This window comes from Vogesella aquatica, assembly GCF_028548455.1.
Classification (GTDB): Bacteria; Pseudomonadota; Gammaproteobacteria; order Burkholderiales; family Chromobacteriaceae; genus Vogesella; species Vogesella aquatica.
In genome coordinates, this window is record NZ_JAQQLF010000013.1 from 72,817 (window position 1) to 91,710 (window position 18,894).

The window sequence follows — 18,894 nt, forward strand, 5'->3', positions numbered from 1 at the left end:
AGCGCTTACTTCAGGTCGAAACGGTCCAGCGTCATCACCTTGTTCCAGGCGCGGACGAAGTCGCGCACGAAGCGGGCTTCGCCGTCCTGCTGGGCGTACACCTCGGCCAGCGCCCGCAGCTGCGAGTTGGAGCCGAATACCAGGTCCACGCGGCTGGCTGTCCATTTCACGGCGCCCGTATCACGGTCGCGGCCTTCAAAGCGGCTGGCTTCTTCCGACGTCGGCGCCCATACGGTGCCGATGTCCAGCACATTGGCAAAGAAGTCGTTGCTCAATACGCCAGGGCGCTGCGTGAACACGCCGTCCTGCACGCCACCGGCGTTGGCGCCCAGTACCCGCAGGCCGCCCACCAGTACCGTCATTTCCGGTGCACTCAGCTTCAGCAGCTGGGCTTTATCCACCAGCAGCTGCTCGGCAGGCACACGGAACGCCTGCTGCTGATAGTTGCGGAAGCCATCGGCCTGCGGCTCCAGCACGGCAAACGATTCCACGTCGGTCTGCTCGGCCAGGGCGTCCATGCGGCCTGGTGCAAACGGTACCGTTACCGCGTGGCCGGCTGCTGCTGCAGCCTGCTCTACCGCCGCGCCACCAGCCAGCACGATCAGGTCGGCCAGCGATACTTTCTTGCCACCCTGCTGCGCGGCGTTAAAGCGCTGCTGGATGCCTTCCAGCACGGCCAGCACGCGGGCCAGCTGTGCCGGCTGGTTGACCTCCCAGTCTTTCTGCGGCGCCAGGCGGATGCGGGCACCGTTGGCACCACCGCGCTTGTCGGAACCGCGGAAGGTAGACGCCGACGCCCAGGCGGTGGCCACCAGCTCGGCTACGCTCAGGCCACTGGCCAGTACCTCGGCCTTCAGCGCGGCCACGTCGGCATCGTCCACCAGCGCGTGATCCACCGCCGGGATCGGGTCTTGCCAGATCAGGTCTTCAGCCGGCACCTCCGGCCCCAGGTACAGCGCTTTCGGGCCCATGTCGCGGTGCGTCAGCTTGAACCAGGCGCGGGCGAAGGCGTCGGCAAACGCTTGCGGGTCCTGATGGAAGCGGCGCGAAATCGGCTCGTAGACCGGGTCGAAGCGCAGGCTCAGGTCGGCCGTGGTCATCATCGGCGCGTGTTTTTTGGCAGGGTCGTGCGCATCCGGAATCATGTGCTCCGGCTTCACGTTCTGGGCTACCCACTGGTGGGCACCGGCCGGGCTCTTCGTCAGCGCCCACTCGTAGCCGAACAGCATGTCAAAGTAGCCATTGTCCCAAGTGGTCGGGTTGGGTTTCCACGCACCTTCGATACCGCTGGTGGTGGTATGCACGCCCTTGCCGCTGCCCAGCTGGTTGATCCAGCCCAGACCCATCGCTTCCAGCGGGGCGGCTTCCGGCTCCGGGCCCACCAGGCTTGGGTCGCCAGCGCCGTGCGCTTTACCGAAGGTGTGGCCACCGGCTACCAGTGCGACGGTTTCTTCGTCGTTCATCGCCATGCGGGCAAAGGTTTCGCGTACGTCACGGCCGCTGGCTACCGGGTCGGGGTTGCCGTCCGGGCCTTCCGGGTTCACGTAGATCAGGCCCATCTGCACCGCAGCCAACGGGTTATCCAGCTCGCGCTTGCCGCTGTAGCGGCTGTTTTCTTTATCGCTGGTGGCCAGCCATTCTTTTTCACCACCCCAGTAGATGTCTTCTTCCGGCTGCCAGATGTCGGCACGGCCGCCGCCGAAACCAAAGGTCTTGAAGCCCATGGATTCCAGTGCGCAGTTACCGGCCAGAATCATCAAGTCGGCCCACGACAACTGGTTGCCGTATTTTTGCTTGATTGGCCACAGCAGGCGGCGTGCCTTGTCCAGGTTGCCGTTATCCGGCCAGCTGTTCAGCGGGGCAAAACGCTGGTTGCCGGTGCCGCCACCGCCACGGCCGTCGGCTGTGCGGTAGGTGCCGGCACTATGCCAGGCCATGCGGATGAACAGGCCGCCGTAGTGGCCCCAATCGGCCGGCCACCAGGCTTGCGAGGTGGTCATCAGCGCGTACAGGTCCTTCTTCACGGCCGCCAGGTCCAGCTGCTGGAAGGCTTCGGCGTAATCGAAATCGTCGCCCAGCGGGTTGGACGCCGGGGCGTGCTGATGCAGGATGCCCAGGTTCAGCTGGTTGGGCCACCAGTCACGGTTGGCGCGGGCGCCGAAGGTGGCTTTGGTAGCGGAAGCACTGTGGAAGGGGCATTTCTGTTCGTTGCTCATGCTGTCTCTCCTTGCTTGGGGTATCTGTCTGACTTGGTGAGATCAGCATAGTTGCCTGCGGCCAGCATGACCATTGAATTGATTTAATGGAAGCAATGGAAATTTACTATCACATAGCAAACAGCAATAACAATGGCGCAAAAAACCCCGCTACCGCAGCGGGGTTTGCCGTTGGCCATCGCAGCCAGGCTTAGCCTTTCAGCACCTCGGCCATGGCGTCGGCCACGTATTCCACGTTGCTGCTGTTAAGGCCTGCCACGCACATGCGGCCGGAGCGCACCAGGTACACGGCAAACTCTTCGCGCAGGCGGTCTACCTGCGCCGGGCTCAGGCCGGTGTAGCTGAACATGCCGCGCTGCCTGATGAAGTAGCTGAAATCGCGGCCCGGCACCTTGGCACTCAGCACTTCGTACAGCTTCTGGCGCATGGTCTTGATGCGCACGCGCATCTCGGTGACTTCGCCTTCCCACTCGGCGCGCAGGGCAGCATCGTTCATCACGATGGCAGTGACCTGGCCGCCGTGGGTTGGCGGGCTGGAGTAGTTGCGGCGCACGGTGGCTTTCATCTGGCCCAGCACACGGCCGGCTTCTTCTGCCGTGCCGCACACTACCGACAGGCCGCCACAGCGCTCGCCGTAGAACGACAGGTTCTTGGAGAACGAGTTGCTCACCACAAAGCTCACACCGGCTTCGGTCATGGCGCGGATGGCAAACGCATCGTCGTCCAGGCTGTCGCCAAAGCCCTGATAGGCAATATCCATGAACGGCAGCAGGTCACGCGCCTTCACCACCTCGATCACCTTGCGCCACTGGTCTTTGTCCAGGTCCACGCCGGTAGGGTTGTGGCAGCACGGGTGCAGCAGCACGATGGTCTTGGCCGGCAGCTGGCTGAAGCAGGCGATCATGTCGTCAAACTTCACGCCACCGGTAGCGGCGTCGTAGTACGGGTAGTCGTGTACGGTAAAGCCGGCACCTTCGAACATGGCGCGGTGGTTATCCCAGGTAGGGTTGCTGACCCAGACATCCACATTCGGGAAGTAGCGCTTGAGCAGGTCGCCGCCGATTTTCAGCGCGCCGGAGCCGCCAATGGTCTGGATGGTGGCAATGCGGCCAGCCTGTACGGCTTCGTGCCCGGCGCCCCACAGCAGCTGCTGTACGGCGGTGCGGTAGTTGGCCGCGCCTTCCATCGGCTGGTAGCTGCGCGGGCCGGCTTCGGCCACGCGGCGCGCTTCGGCTTTCTGCACCGACGGCAGCAGCGGAATGCGGCCTTCCTCGTCGTAGTACAGGCCGATGCCCAGGTTCACTTTCGGGCTGCGGGTATCCTTGTTGAAGGTTTCCACCAGGGTGAGGATGGGGTCGCCAGCATAGGCTTCAACGTGTGCAAACATGATCTTGTGGTTTCTCTCTCTAACGTCTGGCACCGCGCAAGGCGCAGTACACGGGGGTATCCGTCGATAAAAGTACCACATTGGCGCCACAGCGCCAGACCACAGCAGCACAAAGCCGAAAATGCGCAATCAAACACCCTGACGCGGCGATATTGCCAATATTTTATTGCAATACACGTGTAACCACCGTGTTCGCGCACAAAGAAAAAATGCCATTGGAGTTAAAATGAAAGCCCATTACGCGCCAGGGTCACCACCATGAAGCCTTCCACTCGCCTGCTGCTGGCCAGCCTGTTACTGGCACCCCTTGCGTCGGCGCTGGGGCGCACCGCCGCGCTAGCCACCATGACCGCACCAGGGCTGATCATGCTGGCACCACCACCGGGGCTGTACTGGTGGCTATCTTTACCGCTGCTGCTCGCCCTGCTGCTGGCTTATCTGCCGCTGGGCTGGCTGGCCGCCGCGCCCCACGCAAGGGCGACACTCACAACGCTGGGCCGCTGCGTGGCGGCTGGCTGGCCGCTACAGCTGGCCACGCTGTGGTGGCTCGGTGGCCACGCGCCGGGCACGCAAGAAAGTGCCCTTTACCTGCTGATGCTGGCCACCAGCGGCGCAGGTGCTGCACTGGGCTACACCATCCGGCGCCACCCCTGGCGATTGGCCTGAGCAGCAGTTCTTACGCTACAGCACTGCTGGCTTCTGCCGCCGGCAAGGCTAGTTTCATGGCGTGGTCCACCACCTCGCCCAGAATGATCACCGCCGGGCTGGCCAGGCCGCTGGCTGCCACGTCGGCCTGCAGATGCGCCAGCGTGGTCACCAGGTGCTGCTGCTCGCGGCAGCCGGCGCGGTGCACTACCGCCACCGGCAAGTTGGCCGCAAAACCGGCGGCCAACAGCTGCGGCACCAGCTGTGGCAAACCGGCCATACCCATATAACAGACCACGGTCAGCCGGCTGTGCGCCAGCGTCGCCCAGTCCGGCTGGCTACCGTCCTGGGTGTGGGCGGTCACTAGCGCCACGCCACGCGCTACGCCGCGATGGGTTAGCGGCAAGCCCAGGTCGGCGCCCGCAGCGAAAGCGGCGGTAATGCCGTTGACCGCCTCTACCGCCACGCCGCGCTCGGCCAGCCACGCCCACTCTTCGCCGCCACGGCCAAAAATGAACGGGTCGCCGCCTTTCAGCCGCGCCACCTGCCGCCCCTGCCGGGCATAGCGCGCCATCAGCCGCAAAATGAAGGCCTGCGGCGTGGACTTGCAGCCGCCGCGCTTGCCCACCGGCACAATACGGGTGCCGGGGCGGGCAAAGTCCAGCATGTCGCGCCCCACCAGATCGTCCACCAGCCATACGTCACAGGCCTGCAGCACGCGCAACGCTTTGAGCGTCAGCAATTCCGCATCGCCGGGGCCGGCACCGATCAACCATACTTTGCCACTCATGCTGCTTTCCTTTCTGCATCGGGCCCGGGGCGCGGGCCGCTTTGCACGATACATCAAGCCAAAAGTTCTGCCAGACCGTTTTCTTATAACCAAATAGCCGCATAGCCATCGCAATACCGTGGTGCGCAGGTACTAGCCCTGTGCTGGCGCGGCACCCCCACTGCCATGCTGCTGACAACACGCTGGCAGCAGCGCCGCGTTACACTGGTGGCATGAACGCTACCGCCAACCTTGGCCCGGCCTCGTGGCGCATGCTGCGGGCGGCTGGCATACCCGATGCGGCCAACTTGCGCCAGCTGGGTGCCGTTGCTGCTTACCTGCAAGTGAAGCGCAGCGGGCAAGGCGCTAGCCTGAACTTGCTATGGGCGCTGGAAGGCGCACTGAGCGGCCGCCACTGGCAGCAGGTGGCGCGCGACGACCGCCTGCGCTTGCTGCTGGCACTGGAAGACCTGGAGAAAATGCATGACTGAACTGAAACGCTGCGGCTGGTGCGGCGCCGACCCGCTGTACATGGCCTACCACGACCACGAGTGGGGCAAGCCGGTACACGACGACCAGAAGCTATTTGAAATGCTGGTACTGGAAGGCGCGCAGGCCGGGTTGTCGTGGATCACCATCCTGCGCAAACGCGAGCACTACCGCCGAGTATTCCACGATTTCGACCCGGTAAAAGTGGCAGCGATGACCGAGGCCGACGTGGAACGACTGCTGCTGGACCCGGGCATTGTGCGCAACCGGCTGAAGGTAAACAGCGCCATCCGCAACGCACGGGTATTTCTGGCCATGCAGCGCGAGCACGGCAGCTTTGCCGCCTGGCTGTGGGTGCAGGTGGGTGGCCAGCCGGTGCAAAACCACTGGGCCACGCTGGCTGAAGCCCCGGCCAGCACACCGCTATCGGACAGTATCAGCAAGGCGCTGAAGAAAGCCGGCATGAATTTTGTCGGCAGCACGGTGATCTACGCCTTCCTGCAGGCCACCGGCGTGGTGAACGACCACCTGCTCACTTGCCCCGAACACCCGGCCAACCACCACTAGCCGCGGCCAACGCCCCCCGCGGCACCACGCGGACCGATGTGCCAGTGCAGTGTGTCCTACGCAAACCCGGCACCATGCCACTGGCACCATATTTCAATACCGATACAAAGCCGACGTAAACACCATAAACCGGCCATGCACACTGGCGCCTTCGTTGCGGGCAGGGTTTCCCCTGCCGCACTTACCGGAGCACCGCATGACCTTACCCGCCTGGTACCGGCTATTGCCGCTGGTGGCTGCGCTGACCCTGCTGGGTGGCTGCGCCACTATCGGCCCGGCCTATACCGCCCCCGACCTGCCACTGGCCAGCCAGTGGCAGGCACCACAAGCCCACGACGGCAGGCTGGCCAGCCTGCTGGACTGGTGGCAGCAGCTAGACGACCCGGTACTGCACGGCCTGCTGGCCGTCACCGAACAACAGCACCCGTCGCTACAAAGCGCGCTGGCCGCTATCGACAGCGCCCGCGCCGACGTCGATACCGCAGCACAGGCCGGCGTCCCTAGTGCCAGCCTCAGCACCGGCGTCACCCGCCAGCGCAGTAGCGGCATCAGCCGTAGCAGCGCGCTGGACGCCAGCTGGGAAATCGACCTCTGGGGCAAGCTGCAACGCAACCACGAAGCGGCCACTGCCCGCCTGCAAGCCAGCGAGGCCGGCTGGCACGACGCCCGCGCCAGCCTGGCGGCAGAGCTGGCCAACTACTACGTGAACTACCGCGCCAGCCAGCTGCAAACCGAGCTGGCGCAATTGTCGCGCCAGTCACAGCAAGACAGCACCGACGCCACCCGCGTGCTGGTGAAGGCCGGCTTCAGCTCCGCCGTAGACGGTGCCGACGCCGAAGCCGCGCTGGCCAGTGCCGACAACACCCTGCTGGCGCAGCAAGCCGAGACCGAGCTGTACCTGAAAGCGCTGGTCGCCGTCAGCGGCATGCCGGAAGCCGAGCTGCGCGCGCTGCTGGCAAGCCAGCCGGCCCGCCTGCCTGCTGCGGCCAACTTGCAGGTAGACAGCGTACCGGCCGACCTGCTGCGCCAGCGCCCGGACCTGCAAGCCGCCGAGCGCCAGCTGGCCGCCGCCAGTGCCGACATCGGCGTGGCCGAAGCCGGCCGTTACCCGCAGCTCAGCCTCGCCGGCACGCTCAGCGCCAGCCGCAACCAGGGCCGGCAGCAAAGTAGCTGGAGCTTCGGCCCCACGCTGAGCCTGCCCCTGCTCGACGGTGGCAGCAGCCAGGCCGCCGTCACCCAGGCCGGGGCCAACTACCGCCAGACCCAGGCCAGCTACCAGAGCAGCGTGCGCAGCGCGGTACAGGAAGTGGAACAAGCCCTGGTGCGCGTGGATAGCAGCCGCCAGCGCGAAGCCGCGCTCAGCGCCCGGCACCAGCTCGCCACAGGCCAGCTAGCCGCAGTGAACCGGCAATGGCAAGCCGGTACCGCCAGCGTACTGGCCCTGGGCAGTGCCCTGCGCAGCAGCATTGCCAGCCAGCAAGACCTGATCACCCTCCAGCGCGACCGCCTGCTGTATACCCTTGCCCTGTACAAGGCACTGGGCGGTGGCTGGATCACCCAGAATGAAAGCCAAGCCTCATGAAAAAGCAGCATCTCACCCTCGCTGGGCTGATCAGCGCAGCCCTGCTCCTGCCCGCAGGCCTTATCGGCATTGTCCTGTTGCTACCCATCACACTGTGGCAGAGCCCGGCCCAGGCGGCCCAGGCGGCTCCGGCCCGAGCCACCGCGCTGGCCGTGGAAACCATCTACATGCAGCCACGCATCTGGCCGCAAAGCCTGGCCCTGAGCGGCGGCATCCATGCCTGGCAGGAAGCCAGCATCAGCGCCGAAACCGGCGGCCTGCGCATTACCGCGCTGCACGCCGACGTGGGCACCGTGGTACGCAAGGGCCAGGTGCTGGCCGAGCTGTTTGCCGACAGCATCCAGACCGACATCCGCCAGAACGAAGCCGGCCTGAAACAGGCCCGCGTGGCACTGGGCGCCGCGCGCAGCGACCTGGACCGCGCCCGCGCGGTGGCCGATAGCGGCGCGCTGTCGGCACAAAAAATCGAACAATACGCCCAGGCGCTGCAGACCGCCGAGGCCGACGTGGCCGCCGCCGAGGCCAAACTGGCCGCCAGCCGCATCACCTTGGGCCACACCCGCATTAGCGCCAGCGACGATGGCGTCATCACCAAGCGCAGCGCGCAGCTGGGCCAGGTGGTATCCAGCGGCACCGAGCTGTTTACCCTGCAGCGGCAGCAACGGCTGGAATGGCGTGCCGAAGTGGATGCCAGCCAGCTGTCCAGTATCAAGCCTGGCATGCAAGCCACGCTGCAGCTGCCCGATGGCAACACCGCCAGTGGCCGCGTACGCCAGCTGGCACCGGCGCTGGACAGCAGCAACCGCCTGGCACTGGCCTATATCGACCTGGCCGGCAACAGCAGCGCCCGCGCCGGCATGTACGCCAGTGGCCAGCTCAGCCTTGGCCAGCAGATGGCCTACACCGTACCGGCCAGTGCCGTCACCGTGCGCGACGGGCGCCAGTACGTGTTCGAACTGCAGGCCGGCAACCTGGTGCGCCAGCGCGAGGTAAAGGTTGGCCGCAGGCAAGGCAACGATGTAGAGCTGCTGGGCAAAACCGACCGCAGCGCGGCGCTGGTAAAAAGCGGCGGCGGCTTCCTGAATGACGGCGACAGCGTGCGTGTCAGCCAGAGCGGAGCGGCACGATGAACGTTTCTGCCTGGTCGATCCGCAACCCGGTACCGGCCATCCTGTTGTTCGTGCTGCTGAGTCTGGCAGGCCTGTGGGGCCTGCGCGCGCTGGGCATCCAGAACTTCCCCGACATGGACTTCCCCACCGTGACGGTCAGCGCCAGCCTGGAAGGCGCGGCGCCCAGCCAGCTGGAAACCGAAGTCGCCCGCCCGCTGGAAAACCAGATCGCCACCCTGGGCGACGTGCAGCACATCACCACCACCATCACCGACGGTGCTGTCAGCGTGAGCGTGGAGTTCCCGCTGGAAAAAAACAGCGAAGAAGCGCTGAACCAGGTGCGCAACGCGGTAGACAGCGTGAAGGCCAAGCTGCCGGCCGCCATGCAGACGCCCACCGTCAGCAAGGTAAACACCAGCGGCCAGGCGCTGATTACCTATAGCGTGCAGGCGGCCAACCTCAGCGAAGCCGAGCTGAGCTGGTTTATCGATAACGACGTCAACAAGGCGCTGCTGGCCACCCGTGGCGTGGGCAAGGTGGCCCGTGTCGGCGGTGTGGACCGCGAGATCCTGGTGGCGCTGGACCCGCTGCGGCTGAACGCGCTGGGTGCCAGCGTGGCTACCGTGGCCAGCCAGCTGGGCAATGTGCAGCAAGACAGCGCCGGCGGCCAGGGCCGGGTGTCCGGTGGCCAGCAAACGCTGCGCACGCTGGGCGCCACCGGCGATGTGGCCACACTGGCGGCGCTGCCGATTCCGCTGGGCGACGGTCGCCACGTGCGGCTGGACCAGCTGGCCACGGTCAGCGACACCCAGGCCGAGCGCAGCACCTACGCCCGCATGGACGGCAAACCGGTGATCGGCTTCCAGGTCACCCGCAGCAAGGGCGAATCGGAAGTGGCGGTGGTGGAACGCACCCGCCAGACCGTGGCGCAGCTGCAGGCCGCCCACCCGCAGATCCGCATTGCCGAGGCCTACAATACCGTAGCGTCGATCGAGGACAACTACCAAGGTTCGATGCACCTGCTGCTGGAAGGCGCCATCCTGGCCGTGCTGGTGGTGTGGTGGTTCCTGCGCGACGGCCGCGCCACCTTTGTGTCGGCCACCGCGCTGCCGCTGTCCATCCTGCCCACTTTCGCACTGATGTATTACTGGTCGTTCAGCCTCAACACCCTCACCTTGCTGGCACTGGCACTGGTGATCGGCATCCTGGTGGACGACGCCATCGTGGAGGTGGAAAACATCGTGCGCCACCTGCGCATGGGCAAATCGCCACGCCAGGCGGCGCTGGAAGCGGCCGACGAAATCGGCCTGGCGGTGATCGCCACCACTTTTACGCTGGTGGCGGTGTTCCTGCCCACCGCCTTCATGAGCGGCATTACCGGCCGCTTCTTCCGCCAGTTCGGCCTCACCGCCGCCGCAGCGGTACTGGCCTCGCTGCTGGTGGCACGCCTGCTGACGCCGATGATGGCCGCCAGCATGCTGAAAGCGCACCCGGTGCAGCAGCAAGACAGCAAGCTGATGCAGCGCTACCTGGGCTGGGCCGGCTGGTGCATGGCGCACCGCAAGACCACGCTAGCGGCAGCCGGGCTGTTTTTTGTGGCCTCGCTGGCGCTGGTGCCGCTACTACCCACCGGTTTCGTCCCGGCGGCCGACGTTGGCCGCACCAGCATCACGGTAACGCTGCCTGCGGGTAGTACGCTGGACGATACCCGTGCTGTGGTGGCCGCCACCGAGCAGCGCGTCCTGAAGGTAGCCCACGTGCGCCACGTGTTCAGTTCGGTCGGCACCGCCAGTACCGGCGGCGGCCCCGGCGCCAGCAGCAGCAACAGCAACAACAGCGCCACCCTCACCATTACACTGACGCCGCGCAGCGAGCGCAGCGTCAGCCAGGCCGTCATCGAAGACGCGCTGCGGGCTACAGTACGCGACGTGCCCGGTGCGCGGCTGGCGGTAGGCGGCCAGAACACCGGCGAAAAGCTGCAACTGACGCTGACCGGCGAAGACAGCAACGCGCTGCTGGCCACTACCCGCCAGCTGGAGCGCGAGCTGCGCAGCCTGCCCGGCATCGGCAACGTGCAGTCGGACGCCAGCCTGCAGCAGCAAGAGCTGCAGATCACCCCGCACGCCGCCCGCGCCGCCGAACTGGGCGTCACCAGCAGCGCACTGGCCGACACCGTACGGCTGGCCACCTACGGCGACTTCTCCACTAGCCTGGCCAAGCTGTCGCTGCCGCAACGGCAGCTGGACATCCGCGTGCGGCTGGACGATAGCGTGCGCGGCAACCTGACCGCGCTGGGCCAGCTGCGGGTGCCGGCCACCAGCGGCAGCGTGCCGCTGCAAAGCGTGGCCGCGCTGAACGTGGGCAGCGGCCCCAGCCAGATCAACCGCCGCGACCGCCAGCGCCAGGTCACACTGGACGTCGAGCTGGGCCAGCGCAGCATGGGCGAAGTGCAGCAGCAAGCCAACGCGCTGCCAACGCTGCGCCAGCTGCCGGCCGGTGTCAGCCTGCAGCCGTCCGGCGACGCCGAGCGCATGGGCGAGCTGTTCGGCAACTTCGGCATGGCGATGGCGGTAGGCGTGCTGTGCATCTACGTGGTGCTGGTGCTGCTGTTCCACGACTTCCTGCAGCCGCTGACCATCCTGATGGCGCTGCCGCTGAGCGTGGGCGGCGCGTTTCTGGCGCTGCTGCTCACCGGCAACAGCTTTTCCATGCCGTCCATCATCGGCTTGCTGATGCTGATGGGCGTGGTCACCAAAAACGCCATCCTGCTGGTGGAGTACGCGGTGAAAGCGCGGCGCGAACAGGGGCTGACAAGGTTGGCCGCCATGCTGGACGCCTGCCACAAGCGCGCCCAGCCCATCCTGATGACCACGGTGGCGATGGGTGCCGGCATGCTGCCGATTGCGCTGGGCCTGAGCGCCGACCCCAGCTTTCGCGCGCCGATGGCGATTGCGGTGATCGGCGGCCTGCTTACCTCTACCCTGCTCAGCCTGCTGGTGGTGCCGGTGGTATACACCGTGGTGGACGACATGCAGCAGTGGCTGCGGCGCTGGCTGCCGCAACACGAGCAACACGCTGACACCTCGGACTGACCCTGCGGTCAGGCCAGCGTGGAAAAGGCGTTAGCGGCCCTGTGCCGCTAACGCCTTTTTGCTGCACCTCGGCACAGCAGCTGCGCCCTCAGGCCAGCTCCAGCAGGTGCACGTCCAGCGCCGGGTTGTCTTCGGCGATTTCCTGGCCAAACTCCATGATGGTGTCGTCGTCCGGGTCGCTGTGCCAGTTAACGGTGACGTAGTTACCGGCTACGGCGGCAGCGTTCAGGCGCTCGAACACGGCCAGAATGGCCTTGGTGCTGGCGCTGTTGAAGTAGGCCAGCTGTACGTCCACGCTAATGCGCACGTGGTCCAGCGGCGCCAGGTAGGCGTCCAGCGCGGCCATGATGGGGGCGAAAAACACGCTGGCGTTTTCCGGGTAGCTCTCGCCACGCAAGCTCAGCTGGTGGCGGGCGAAGTCGAAGTCCACTTGCGGGCTGTAGCTGGTGGCGGGGATATGGAGGTTTTGCATATCAGATCGAGGCTTTCAGATAGAACATGGTGATGGGGCTGAGCGGGCCGTCTTCGTCGATAAAGTCGAACTCCACCGGCTCGGTGGCGTCGCGCGCCACGGTAAGAAAGCCCAGGCCGGCGCCCTTGCTTTCGGCGTCGTTGTCGCTGCGCAGCTTTTGCTTGTACAGCTGCTTGATGTCGTCGTTACTCATGCCCAGCAGCGGCATCAGCTTGTCGCGGATGCGGCCAACCTGCTCGCGCGCTACCGGGTTGGCACAGACCACGTAGAAGTGGCCATCCTGCTCGCCCACCCACAGCGCGCCACGGCGGATTTCCTGGTCGGTGCTGTCGCTGGCCGACAGGTGCTCGGCCGAGTAATGCACCACGTTCTGCGCCATCTCGATAAACACCGAGAACAATTTGCGGCGCTGCATATTGCTGGCGTCGGTCTGGTTCAGGCGCTGGCGCAGCGCATCGCCCATGGCACTGACAATAGCCTGCGAAAAATAGCCGGTGTAGTAGAAAACCACGCTCTGCTGGCGCGCCAGGTCTTGAAAACGGTAAAAGTGGTCCAGGCTCATGCGTGTGGCTCCTTGATGTGTACGCCGAACAGGCTCACGTCGTCACGGCGGCTGTTTTCGCCCTGCCAGTGGTGAAAGGCTTCCAGCAGCGCCTGCTGCTGCTGTGCCATCGGCAGGTGGGCATGTTTGAGAATCTGTTCCTTGAAGCGTTTTTTGCCAAAGCAGATACGCTTGGCGCCGCCGATCTGGTCGATGATGCCGTCGGTGCTGATGTACAGCCGGCTGCCGGGCTTCAGCTTCACCGTGCGGTTGTCCCACTGGTAATCCAGCGGCGTGCTGACGTAACCGACGCCCTTCTTGTTGCCGTCCACCACGTCTACCTCGTCGCCCTTGGGCGGCAGCACGAAAATGGGGGTCTTGGCGCCGGCAAAGGTCAGCGTGTGGCTGGCGTAGTCGTACCAGCAGAAGGCGCAGTCCATGCCGTCGTCGCTGCGCACGTCCACGTGCAGCTCGGGGTGGCGCTCGTGGTCGGCCAGCTGGCCCAGCGACTCCTTCACCTGGCGGTTGATGGCCCCCAGCAGCGCGGCCGGGTCGTGCAGGTCGTGGCTGCCCAGCACCTGTTTCAGCGCCGAGGCCATGATCAGCGTCATGAACGCGCCCGGCACGCCGTGGCCGGTGCAGTCGATGACGGCCACAAAGAAGCCGTCGTCGCGCTTCACAAAGTAGTAGTAGTCACCACCCACCACGTCGCGCGGCTCCCACACCATGAAGTAGTCCTGCAGGCAGGCCGCCATGTCGCGGCGCGAGCTTTGCAGGAACGACTGCTGGATTACCGAGGCATAATGGATGCTGTCCATCATCTGGCGGTGTTTCTCGGCCTGCTGGTCGGCCAGTGCCTGCATCAGCGACACGCCCTGCCCCACGCCGGCGTAGGCGCCGTCCACGGTGATGATGAAACCATCGGACAGCACCTTGCCCCCGCGCTGCAGCGCCTCGAAAGACAGCTCGGTCAGCGGCAGGTGGTAGTCCACCACCAGCGGGTTGGTGTCCATGAAAGCGGTGCACGGCTTGCGGCCAAAGATCTCGCGGTGGAACGGCCGTGCCAGCATGCTCATGAAATGGTTGCGGTTGATGATGCCCAGCGGCTGGCCATCGCGCACTACCGGCAGGTTGGCCAGTGCTTCGTGGCTGGTGAACACTGCCAGCACCTGGTAATTGCTACTGTCCGGTGACACCACCGGCGGCTGGTCCAGCAAGTGGCCGGCCACCTGGGTAACGGCAAGGTTGTCGCGCTGCATGATGTGCCCTGCGGCTGAAAAGAATGCGCGCAGTGTAGGTAGCCAGCATGACGCAACCATGACAGGACTTTGACGCTATTGTTAAACAAAGCCTGCAAATGAAGGCGTTATATTAAATCAAAATATTTATGACAAAAACACACACCCTGCTATTCGGCGTAGCCTTGCTGGCTGTGCAGCCTGCCCTTGCGGCCAACTGTGGCGCCCTGCCCGCACTGGACGCGCCAGTTGCAGCCGGCCTGTGTGCGGGGGTGGTCGCCAGCGGGCTAACGCTGCCGCGCGGCATTGCCCTGCTGCCGGACGGCAGCGTGCTGCTCACCGAGATGGTGCGCTGGGACGCGCCGGCCGGCCGCCTGCTGCGCTTCACCCGCAGCGGCAATGGCTGGCAGAAGGCCGTACTGGCGCGCCAGCTGGACCGCCCGCACAGCGTGGCCGTGCTGCCCGGTGGCCGCATCCTGCTGGGCGAAGTTGGCCGCATCAGCCTGCTCACGCTGGCAACACCCGCGCAGCGCCAAACCGTCGCCAGCCTGCCGCTGCGCCAGCGCCACCCGCTGACCAGCTTTACGCTGGCGGGCGACACCTTGTACGTGAACATCGGCAGCAGCTCGGACAACTGCGAGACGCAACGCGGCCAGACGCAGTGCAGCGAGGCCGAAGGCGGCAACCCGGCCGGCAGCGTGCGCCGCTACCGCGTGCTGGCCGACGGCCGCCTGCAAAACCTGGGCGTGCTGGCGCGCGGCCTGCGCAACAGCATGGCCATTGCCGTGCACCCAGGCGGCAGCGTGCTGCAGGCCGAAAACAGCCGCGACGCGCTGCATCTGGCCGCCGGCCTGCCCAACGACAACGGCTTGCCGCACGACGAGCTGAACCTGCTGCAAGCCGGTGGCCACTACGGCTGGCCGTATTGCTACGACACGCAGCGCAATGCGCCGGAATTCCCCCGCTACGCCTGCCGCACTACCCGCGCCCCCGCCATGCTGCTGCCGGCGCACAGCGCGCCACTGGGCCTGGCGTGGTGGCTGGGGCCCAAGGCACCGGCGGCCTGGCGCGGCCAACTGCTAGTGGGCCTGCACGGCTACCGCCAGCATGGCCAGCGCATTGTGGCCTACGCCACCGATAGCCGCGGGCTGCCGCAGGGTAAACCGCACACGCTACTGGGGCCATGGCGTGGCAAAGGCGGGCCGGCCGGCCCGGTGGAAATCGCCCAGGCTGCCGACGGTGCGCTGTGGTTTGCCGACGACCGCAACGGCCAGCTGCTGCGCCTGAGCCCGCGCTGATACCGTGCAGGCGCCGCACCGGCAGCGCGTTAAAACCGCGCCCAAGGTTGGCCGCAGCGCCGCCAGCTGCTACACTCCGCGCCTTGCCATATCAACCCACGCCAAGTCATTGTGAACAAAGCCAAATTCAGCACCCTGCAACTGCCGCAAAACCTGCTTTCCAACCTCGATAGCCTGGGCTACACCAGCATGACCGCCATCCAGGCAGAAAGCCTGCCTGCCGTCCTGGACGGCCGCGACGTCATCGCCCAGGCCAAAACCGGCAGCGGCAAGACAGCAGCATTTGGCCTGGGTCTGCTCACCAATATCAACCCGCGCTGGTTTGCCATCCAGGCTCTGGTGCTGTGCCCCACGCGCGAGCTGGCCGACCAGGTAGCGCAGGAAATCCGCCGCCTGGCACGCTGCATCGACAATATCAAGGTGATTACCCTGTGCGGCGGCACGCCAATGGCGCCGCAACGCGCCTCGCTGGAACACGGCGCCCACATCGTGGTAGGCACCCCGGGCCGCCTGCAAGACCACCTGTCGCGCGGCACGCTGGAGCTGGCCGGCGTGAAAACCCTGGTACTGGACGAAGCCGACCGCATGGTAGACATGGGCTTTATCGAAGAAATCGTCGGCATCGTGCGCGCCTGCCCGCGCAACCGCCAGACACTGATGTTCAGCGCCACCTACCCGGACAATATCCGCAAACTGGCCGAGCAGTTCATGAAGCAGCCGCACATGGTAAAAGTGGAAGCGCTGCACGACGCCGGCCAAATCGAGCAATGGTGGTACGAGATCGACCCGGACCAGCGCCTGGACATCGTCGCCCGCGTGCTGCACAGCGTGCGGCCAACCTCCGCCCTGGCCTTCTGCAATACCAAACAGCGCTGTAAAGAGCTGGTGGCCGAGCTGCAGCAAGCTGGCTTTAGCGCCGAAGCGCTGTACGGCGAGCTGGAACAGCGTGACCGCGACCAGATCCTGGCGCGCTTTGCCGGCAAGACCATCACCGTGCTGGTGGCCACCGACGTAGCCGCCCGCGGCCTGGACATCAAGGACCTGGACCTGGTGATCAACGTGGACGTGGCGCACGACCCGGAAGTGCATATCCACCGTATCGGCCGTACCGGCCGCGGCGACAAGCACGGCCTGGCGCTGACGCTGGTCAGCCCTAGCGACGCACGCCGCGCCGCCAGCATCGAGGAATACCAGAAAGCCGACCTGGCCTGGGAAGAACTGGCCGACCTGAAACCGGCCCCAGGCGGCCCGCTGCAGCCACCGATGGTGATGCTGGAAATCGCCGGCGGCAAACGCGAGAAGCTGCGCCCGGGCGACATTCTGGGCGCCCTGACCGGCGAAGGCGGTGTGGACGGCAAACAGGTGGGCAAGATCACCGTGTTCGAGTTCAACACCTTCGTGGCGCTGGACCGCCACATCGCGCAGCAGGCTTTCGAGCGCCTGAGCGCTGGCAAGATCAAGGCCAAGAGCTACAAGATGCGCTTTGTGGAATAAGCCAGTCTGTTAATGCATGGCACAAAAGGCCGGCCAATGGCCTAATGCCAGTCAGTTAAGCGAATATACTTGCCCATCAAGTGGTAGGTCGTGAGTGAAGCGCCCCATCCCGTTGGCGCGAGCCGATCAAAATGGTTCGCCCCAGGGTTGTGCTGAGCGAATCGAAGAGTCGCACGCGCAAGACGCCGACTTGTTTGAGTCCCGAGCCGTTAGCGATCTGCGTGCAAATCTTTGATTTGCTCAGCGATGCGAGTTCGGCGGCGCCTGGGGTGTGCCATTTTGGACGGGGTTTCGAGCAGCCCCGGGTTGCGGGGGAATGAAAAGGGGGCGGCAACCCGCCCCCTTTCCCGTCTGCCGGGCGGAACCGGCATCTAATCATCGTCCGCATCGCGGACACACAAGTACTCTTCAACGCAACAAGCCCTAGCCCAAAAAAACGCCAGTCAGCGTTAACTGACTGGCATTAGGCCTGTGGCCGGTCTTTTATGGAGTACGCACGACTCAGGTGCCGATATAACGGTCTGGCCGGTGGTTCATGGCAATTACCATATTCAGCGCCGCCGCCCCCAGAATGGAGCCCAGCAGTGCCGGCACGCTCACCAGAAACAGCGACGCCAGCAGGATGACCATGTCCACACCCAGCTGCAGCTTGCCGGCGCGAATGCCGTAACGGTCCTGCACATACAGCGCCAGGATGTTCACCCCGCCCAGGCTAGCCTTGTGACGGAACAGCGCGATAAAGCCCATCCCCATCATCAGGCCGCCGATCAGGCCGCTGTAAAACGGGTTCAGGCCACCAAAGTTGGCAAACTGGCCGTGCAGGCTGGTAAACAGCGATAGCAGGCTCACCGCCACGAAGGTCTTCAGCGTAAATACCCAGCCCATGCGTTTTACCGCCAGCCAGTAGAACGGCAGGTTGATCATCGAAAAGGCCACGCCAAACGGCAGGCCGGTTTGGTAGTGCAGCAGAAATGCCAGCCCCGCAGTGCTACCGGTGAGCAGGCCGGCACTTTTGAACATGGCCACGCCAAAAGAAATCAGCAGTGTGCCCACCAGAATGGCAAGCGCGTCTTCCAGCCAGGTGTGGCCCAGCGCATCGTCTGCGGTGGCAGGTGGAAGGGTGGTAGCAGTAGCGGTCATCTTGGGTTCTCTATTGCAATGCAACAATCCTGTTATTTTACCAATACTGCCAATAATCACAATTAATCAGCATCAAGAAGTTTTAAAAATCAATAACAAAGCAATTAATTTCCATAAAAATCGCCATATGGATAAATAACCCACCCTCAACCCATGACAGGCAGGCAGCGCGGCAATTTTCTACCCCGCGCGTCAGGACTGCGCAATATAACGATCCGGCCGGTGGTAAAAGCCGATCACCAGGCTCATGGCCGCCGCACCAATCAGCGAGCCCAGCAGCTGCGGCCAACCTGCTACCAGCAGCGCACCGGCCATCACCAGCAAGTCAAAGCCGAACTGCAGCTTGCCTGCCCGCAGCCCATAACGCTGCTGCACGTACAGCGCCAGGATATTGACCCCGCCCACGCTGGCTTTGTGGCGGAATAGCGCGATAACGCCCATGCCGATCAGCAGGCCACCCAACAGCCCGGTGTAATAAGGATTCAGGCTGCCGGCAAACGGGAACAGCGTACGGTGCAAGCTGGAAAACAGCGATACCAGGCCCACAGCCACAAAGGTGCGCAAGGTGAAAGCGCGCCCCATCTGGCGCAGTGCCAGCCAGTAGAACGGCAGGTTGATGATGAAAAACAGCCAGCCAAAGGAAGCACCACTGTAGTAGTGCAACAGGAAGGCGATGCCGGCAGTACCGCCGGTAAGCAGGCCGGCTTGCGCGAACATGGCCATGCCCAGGCCGATAAAGGAGGTGCCGATCAGGAAGGCCAGCAGGTCTTCCGCCCAGGTATGTGCCAGCGGATTGTGTCCGCCTTCCAGGCACTTGCTTTCGCTCGTCATGGTGTTACCACTTGCTGTTGTCAG

At 64.8% G+C, this 18,894-nt stretch carries 16 protein-coding genes; 8 read left to right on the forward strand and 8 right to left on the reverse strand.

Features of this window, described 5'->3' with window-relative positions; genetic code table 11:
- Positions 1–5 precede the first annotated feature (5 nt).
- The gene (gene katG, locus PQU95_RS11535) at positions 6–2,216 is read right to left on the reverse strand and encodes a catalase/peroxidase HPI (protein ID WP_272752152.1); all 2,211 of its coding nucleotides are present in this window, start codon (positions 2,214–2,216) and stop codon (positions 6–8) included.
- A 190-nt stretch (positions 2,217–2,406) separates the two neighbouring features.
- On the reverse strand, positions 2,407–3,603 hold the full coding sequence (locus tag PQU95_RS11540; RefSeq protein ID WP_272752153.1) for an amino acid aminotransferase: 1,197 nt from the start codon (positions 3,601–3,603) through the stop codon (positions 2,407–2,409).
- Positions 3,604–3,861: 258 nt separating this feature from the next.
- Here PQU95_RS11540 and PQU95_RS11545 point away from each other — a divergent pair, with 258 nt between their 5' ends.
- Positions 3,862–4,269: a hypothetical protein gene (locus tag PQU95_RS11545; RefSeq protein ID WP_272752154.1), complete on the forward strand. Its 408-nt coding sequence runs from the start codon at positions 3,862–3,864 to the stop codon at positions 4,267–4,269.
- A 10-nt stretch (positions 4,270–4,279) separates the two neighbouring features.
- Here the strand turns inward: PQU95_RS11545 and cobA are convergent, their stop codons facing one another.
- Positions 4,280–5,038, reverse strand: coding sequence for a uroporphyrinogen-III C-methyltransferase (cobA, locus tag PQU95_RS11550; RefSeq protein ID WP_272752155.1), 759 nt, complete (start codon positions 5,036–5,038; stop codon positions 4,280–4,282).
- A 212-nt stretch (positions 5,039–5,250) separates the two neighbouring features.
- Between cobA and PQU95_RS11555 the strand changes: the two genes are divergently transcribed.
- The 5 genes from PQU95_RS11555 (at position 5,251) to PQU95_RS11575 (ending at position 11,856) form a co-directional block, all read left to right on the forward strand.
- Positions 5,251–5,508, forward strand: a complete 258-nt coding sequence (locus tag PQU95_RS11555; RefSeq protein ID WP_272752156.1) for a TfoX/Sxy family protein — start codon at positions 5,251–5,253, stop codon at positions 5,506–5,508.
- Positions 5,501–6,073, forward strand: a complete 573-nt coding sequence (locus PQU95_RS11560; RefSeq protein WP_308446611.1) for a DNA-3-methyladenine glycosylase I — start codon at positions 5,501–5,503, stop codon at positions 6,071–6,073. The genes PQU95_RS11555 and PQU95_RS11560 overlap by 8 nt, the downstream gene beginning before the upstream one ends.
- Positions 6,074–6,269: 196 nt before the next feature.
- Complete coding sequence (locus tag PQU95_RS11565) at positions 6,270–7,655, forward strand: efflux transporter outer membrane subunit (protein ID WP_272752157.1); 1,386 nt, start codon at positions 6,270–6,272, stop codon at positions 7,653–7,655.
- Positions 7,652–8,785: an efflux RND transporter periplasmic adaptor subunit gene (locus PQU95_RS11570; RefSeq protein ID WP_272752158.1), complete on the forward strand. Its 1,134-nt coding sequence runs from the start codon at positions 7,652–7,654 to the stop codon at positions 8,783–8,785. The genes PQU95_RS11565 and PQU95_RS11570 overlap by 4 nt, the downstream gene beginning before the upstream one ends.
- Positions 8,782–11,856: an efflux RND transporter permease subunit gene (locus tag PQU95_RS11575; protein ID WP_272752159.1), complete on the forward strand. Its 3,075-nt coding sequence runs from the start codon at positions 8,782–8,784 to the stop codon at positions 11,854–11,856. The genes PQU95_RS11570 and PQU95_RS11575 overlap by 4 nt, the downstream gene beginning before the upstream one ends.
- Positions 11,857–11,944: 88 nt before the next feature.
- Here the strand turns inward: PQU95_RS11575 and PQU95_RS11580 are convergent, their stop codons facing one another.
- From PQU95_RS11580 to PQU95_RS11590, 3 genes are read right to left on the reverse strand one after another with little or no spacing between them, the layout of a single operon-like run.
- Positions 11,945–12,328, reverse strand: a complete 384-nt coding sequence (locus PQU95_RS11580; RefSeq protein WP_272752160.1) for a DUF1987 domain-containing protein — start codon at positions 12,326–12,328, stop codon at positions 11,945–11,947.
- A gap of 1 nt (position 12,329) precedes the next feature.
- The gene (locus PQU95_RS11585; protein WP_272752161.1) at positions 12,330–12,890 is read right to left on the reverse strand and encodes a SiaB family protein kinase; all 561 of its coding nucleotides are present in this window, start codon (positions 12,888–12,890) and stop codon (positions 12,330–12,332) included.
- Positions 12,887–14,128, reverse strand: a complete 1,242-nt coding sequence (locus PQU95_RS11590; protein ID WP_272752162.1) for a SpoIIE family protein phosphatase — start codon at positions 14,126–14,128, stop codon at positions 12,887–12,889. Before PQU95_RS11590 ends, PQU95_RS11585 begins: the two co-directional genes overlap by 4 nt.
- Positions 14,129–14,256: 128 nt before the next feature.
- Here PQU95_RS11590 and PQU95_RS11595 point away from each other — a divergent pair, with 128 nt between their 5' ends.
- Both PQU95_RS11595 and dbpA read left to right on the forward strand, forming a co-directional pair.
- A complete protein-coding gene (locus PQU95_RS11595; RefSeq protein ID WP_272752163.1) occupies positions 14,257–15,405 on the forward strand; it encodes a PQQ-dependent sugar dehydrogenase in 1,149 nt (382 codons plus the stop codon).
- A 111-nt stretch (positions 15,406–15,516) separates the two neighbouring features.
- The gene (dbpA, locus tag PQU95_RS11600; protein WP_272752164.1) at positions 15,517–16,899 is read left to right on the forward strand and encodes an ATP-dependent RNA helicase DbpA; all 1,383 of its coding nucleotides are present in this window, start codon (positions 15,517–15,519) and stop codon (positions 16,897–16,899) included.
- Positions 16,900–17,400: 501 nt separating this feature from the next.
- Here dbpA and PQU95_RS11605 read toward each other — a convergent pair.
- Positions 17,401–18,039 carry a YitT family protein gene (locus PQU95_RS11605; protein WP_272752165.1) on the reverse strand — a complete coding sequence of 213 codons (639 nt, stop codon included), beginning with the start codon at positions 18,037–18,039 and terminating at the stop codon, positions 17,401–17,403.
- 192 nt (positions 18,040–18,231) lie between these two features.
- Entirely contained in the window at positions 18,232–18,870 is a 639-nt protein-coding gene (locus tag PQU95_RS11610; RefSeq protein WP_272752166.1) for a YitT family protein, read from the reverse strand.
- Positions 18,871–18,894: the final 24 nt, after the last annotated feature.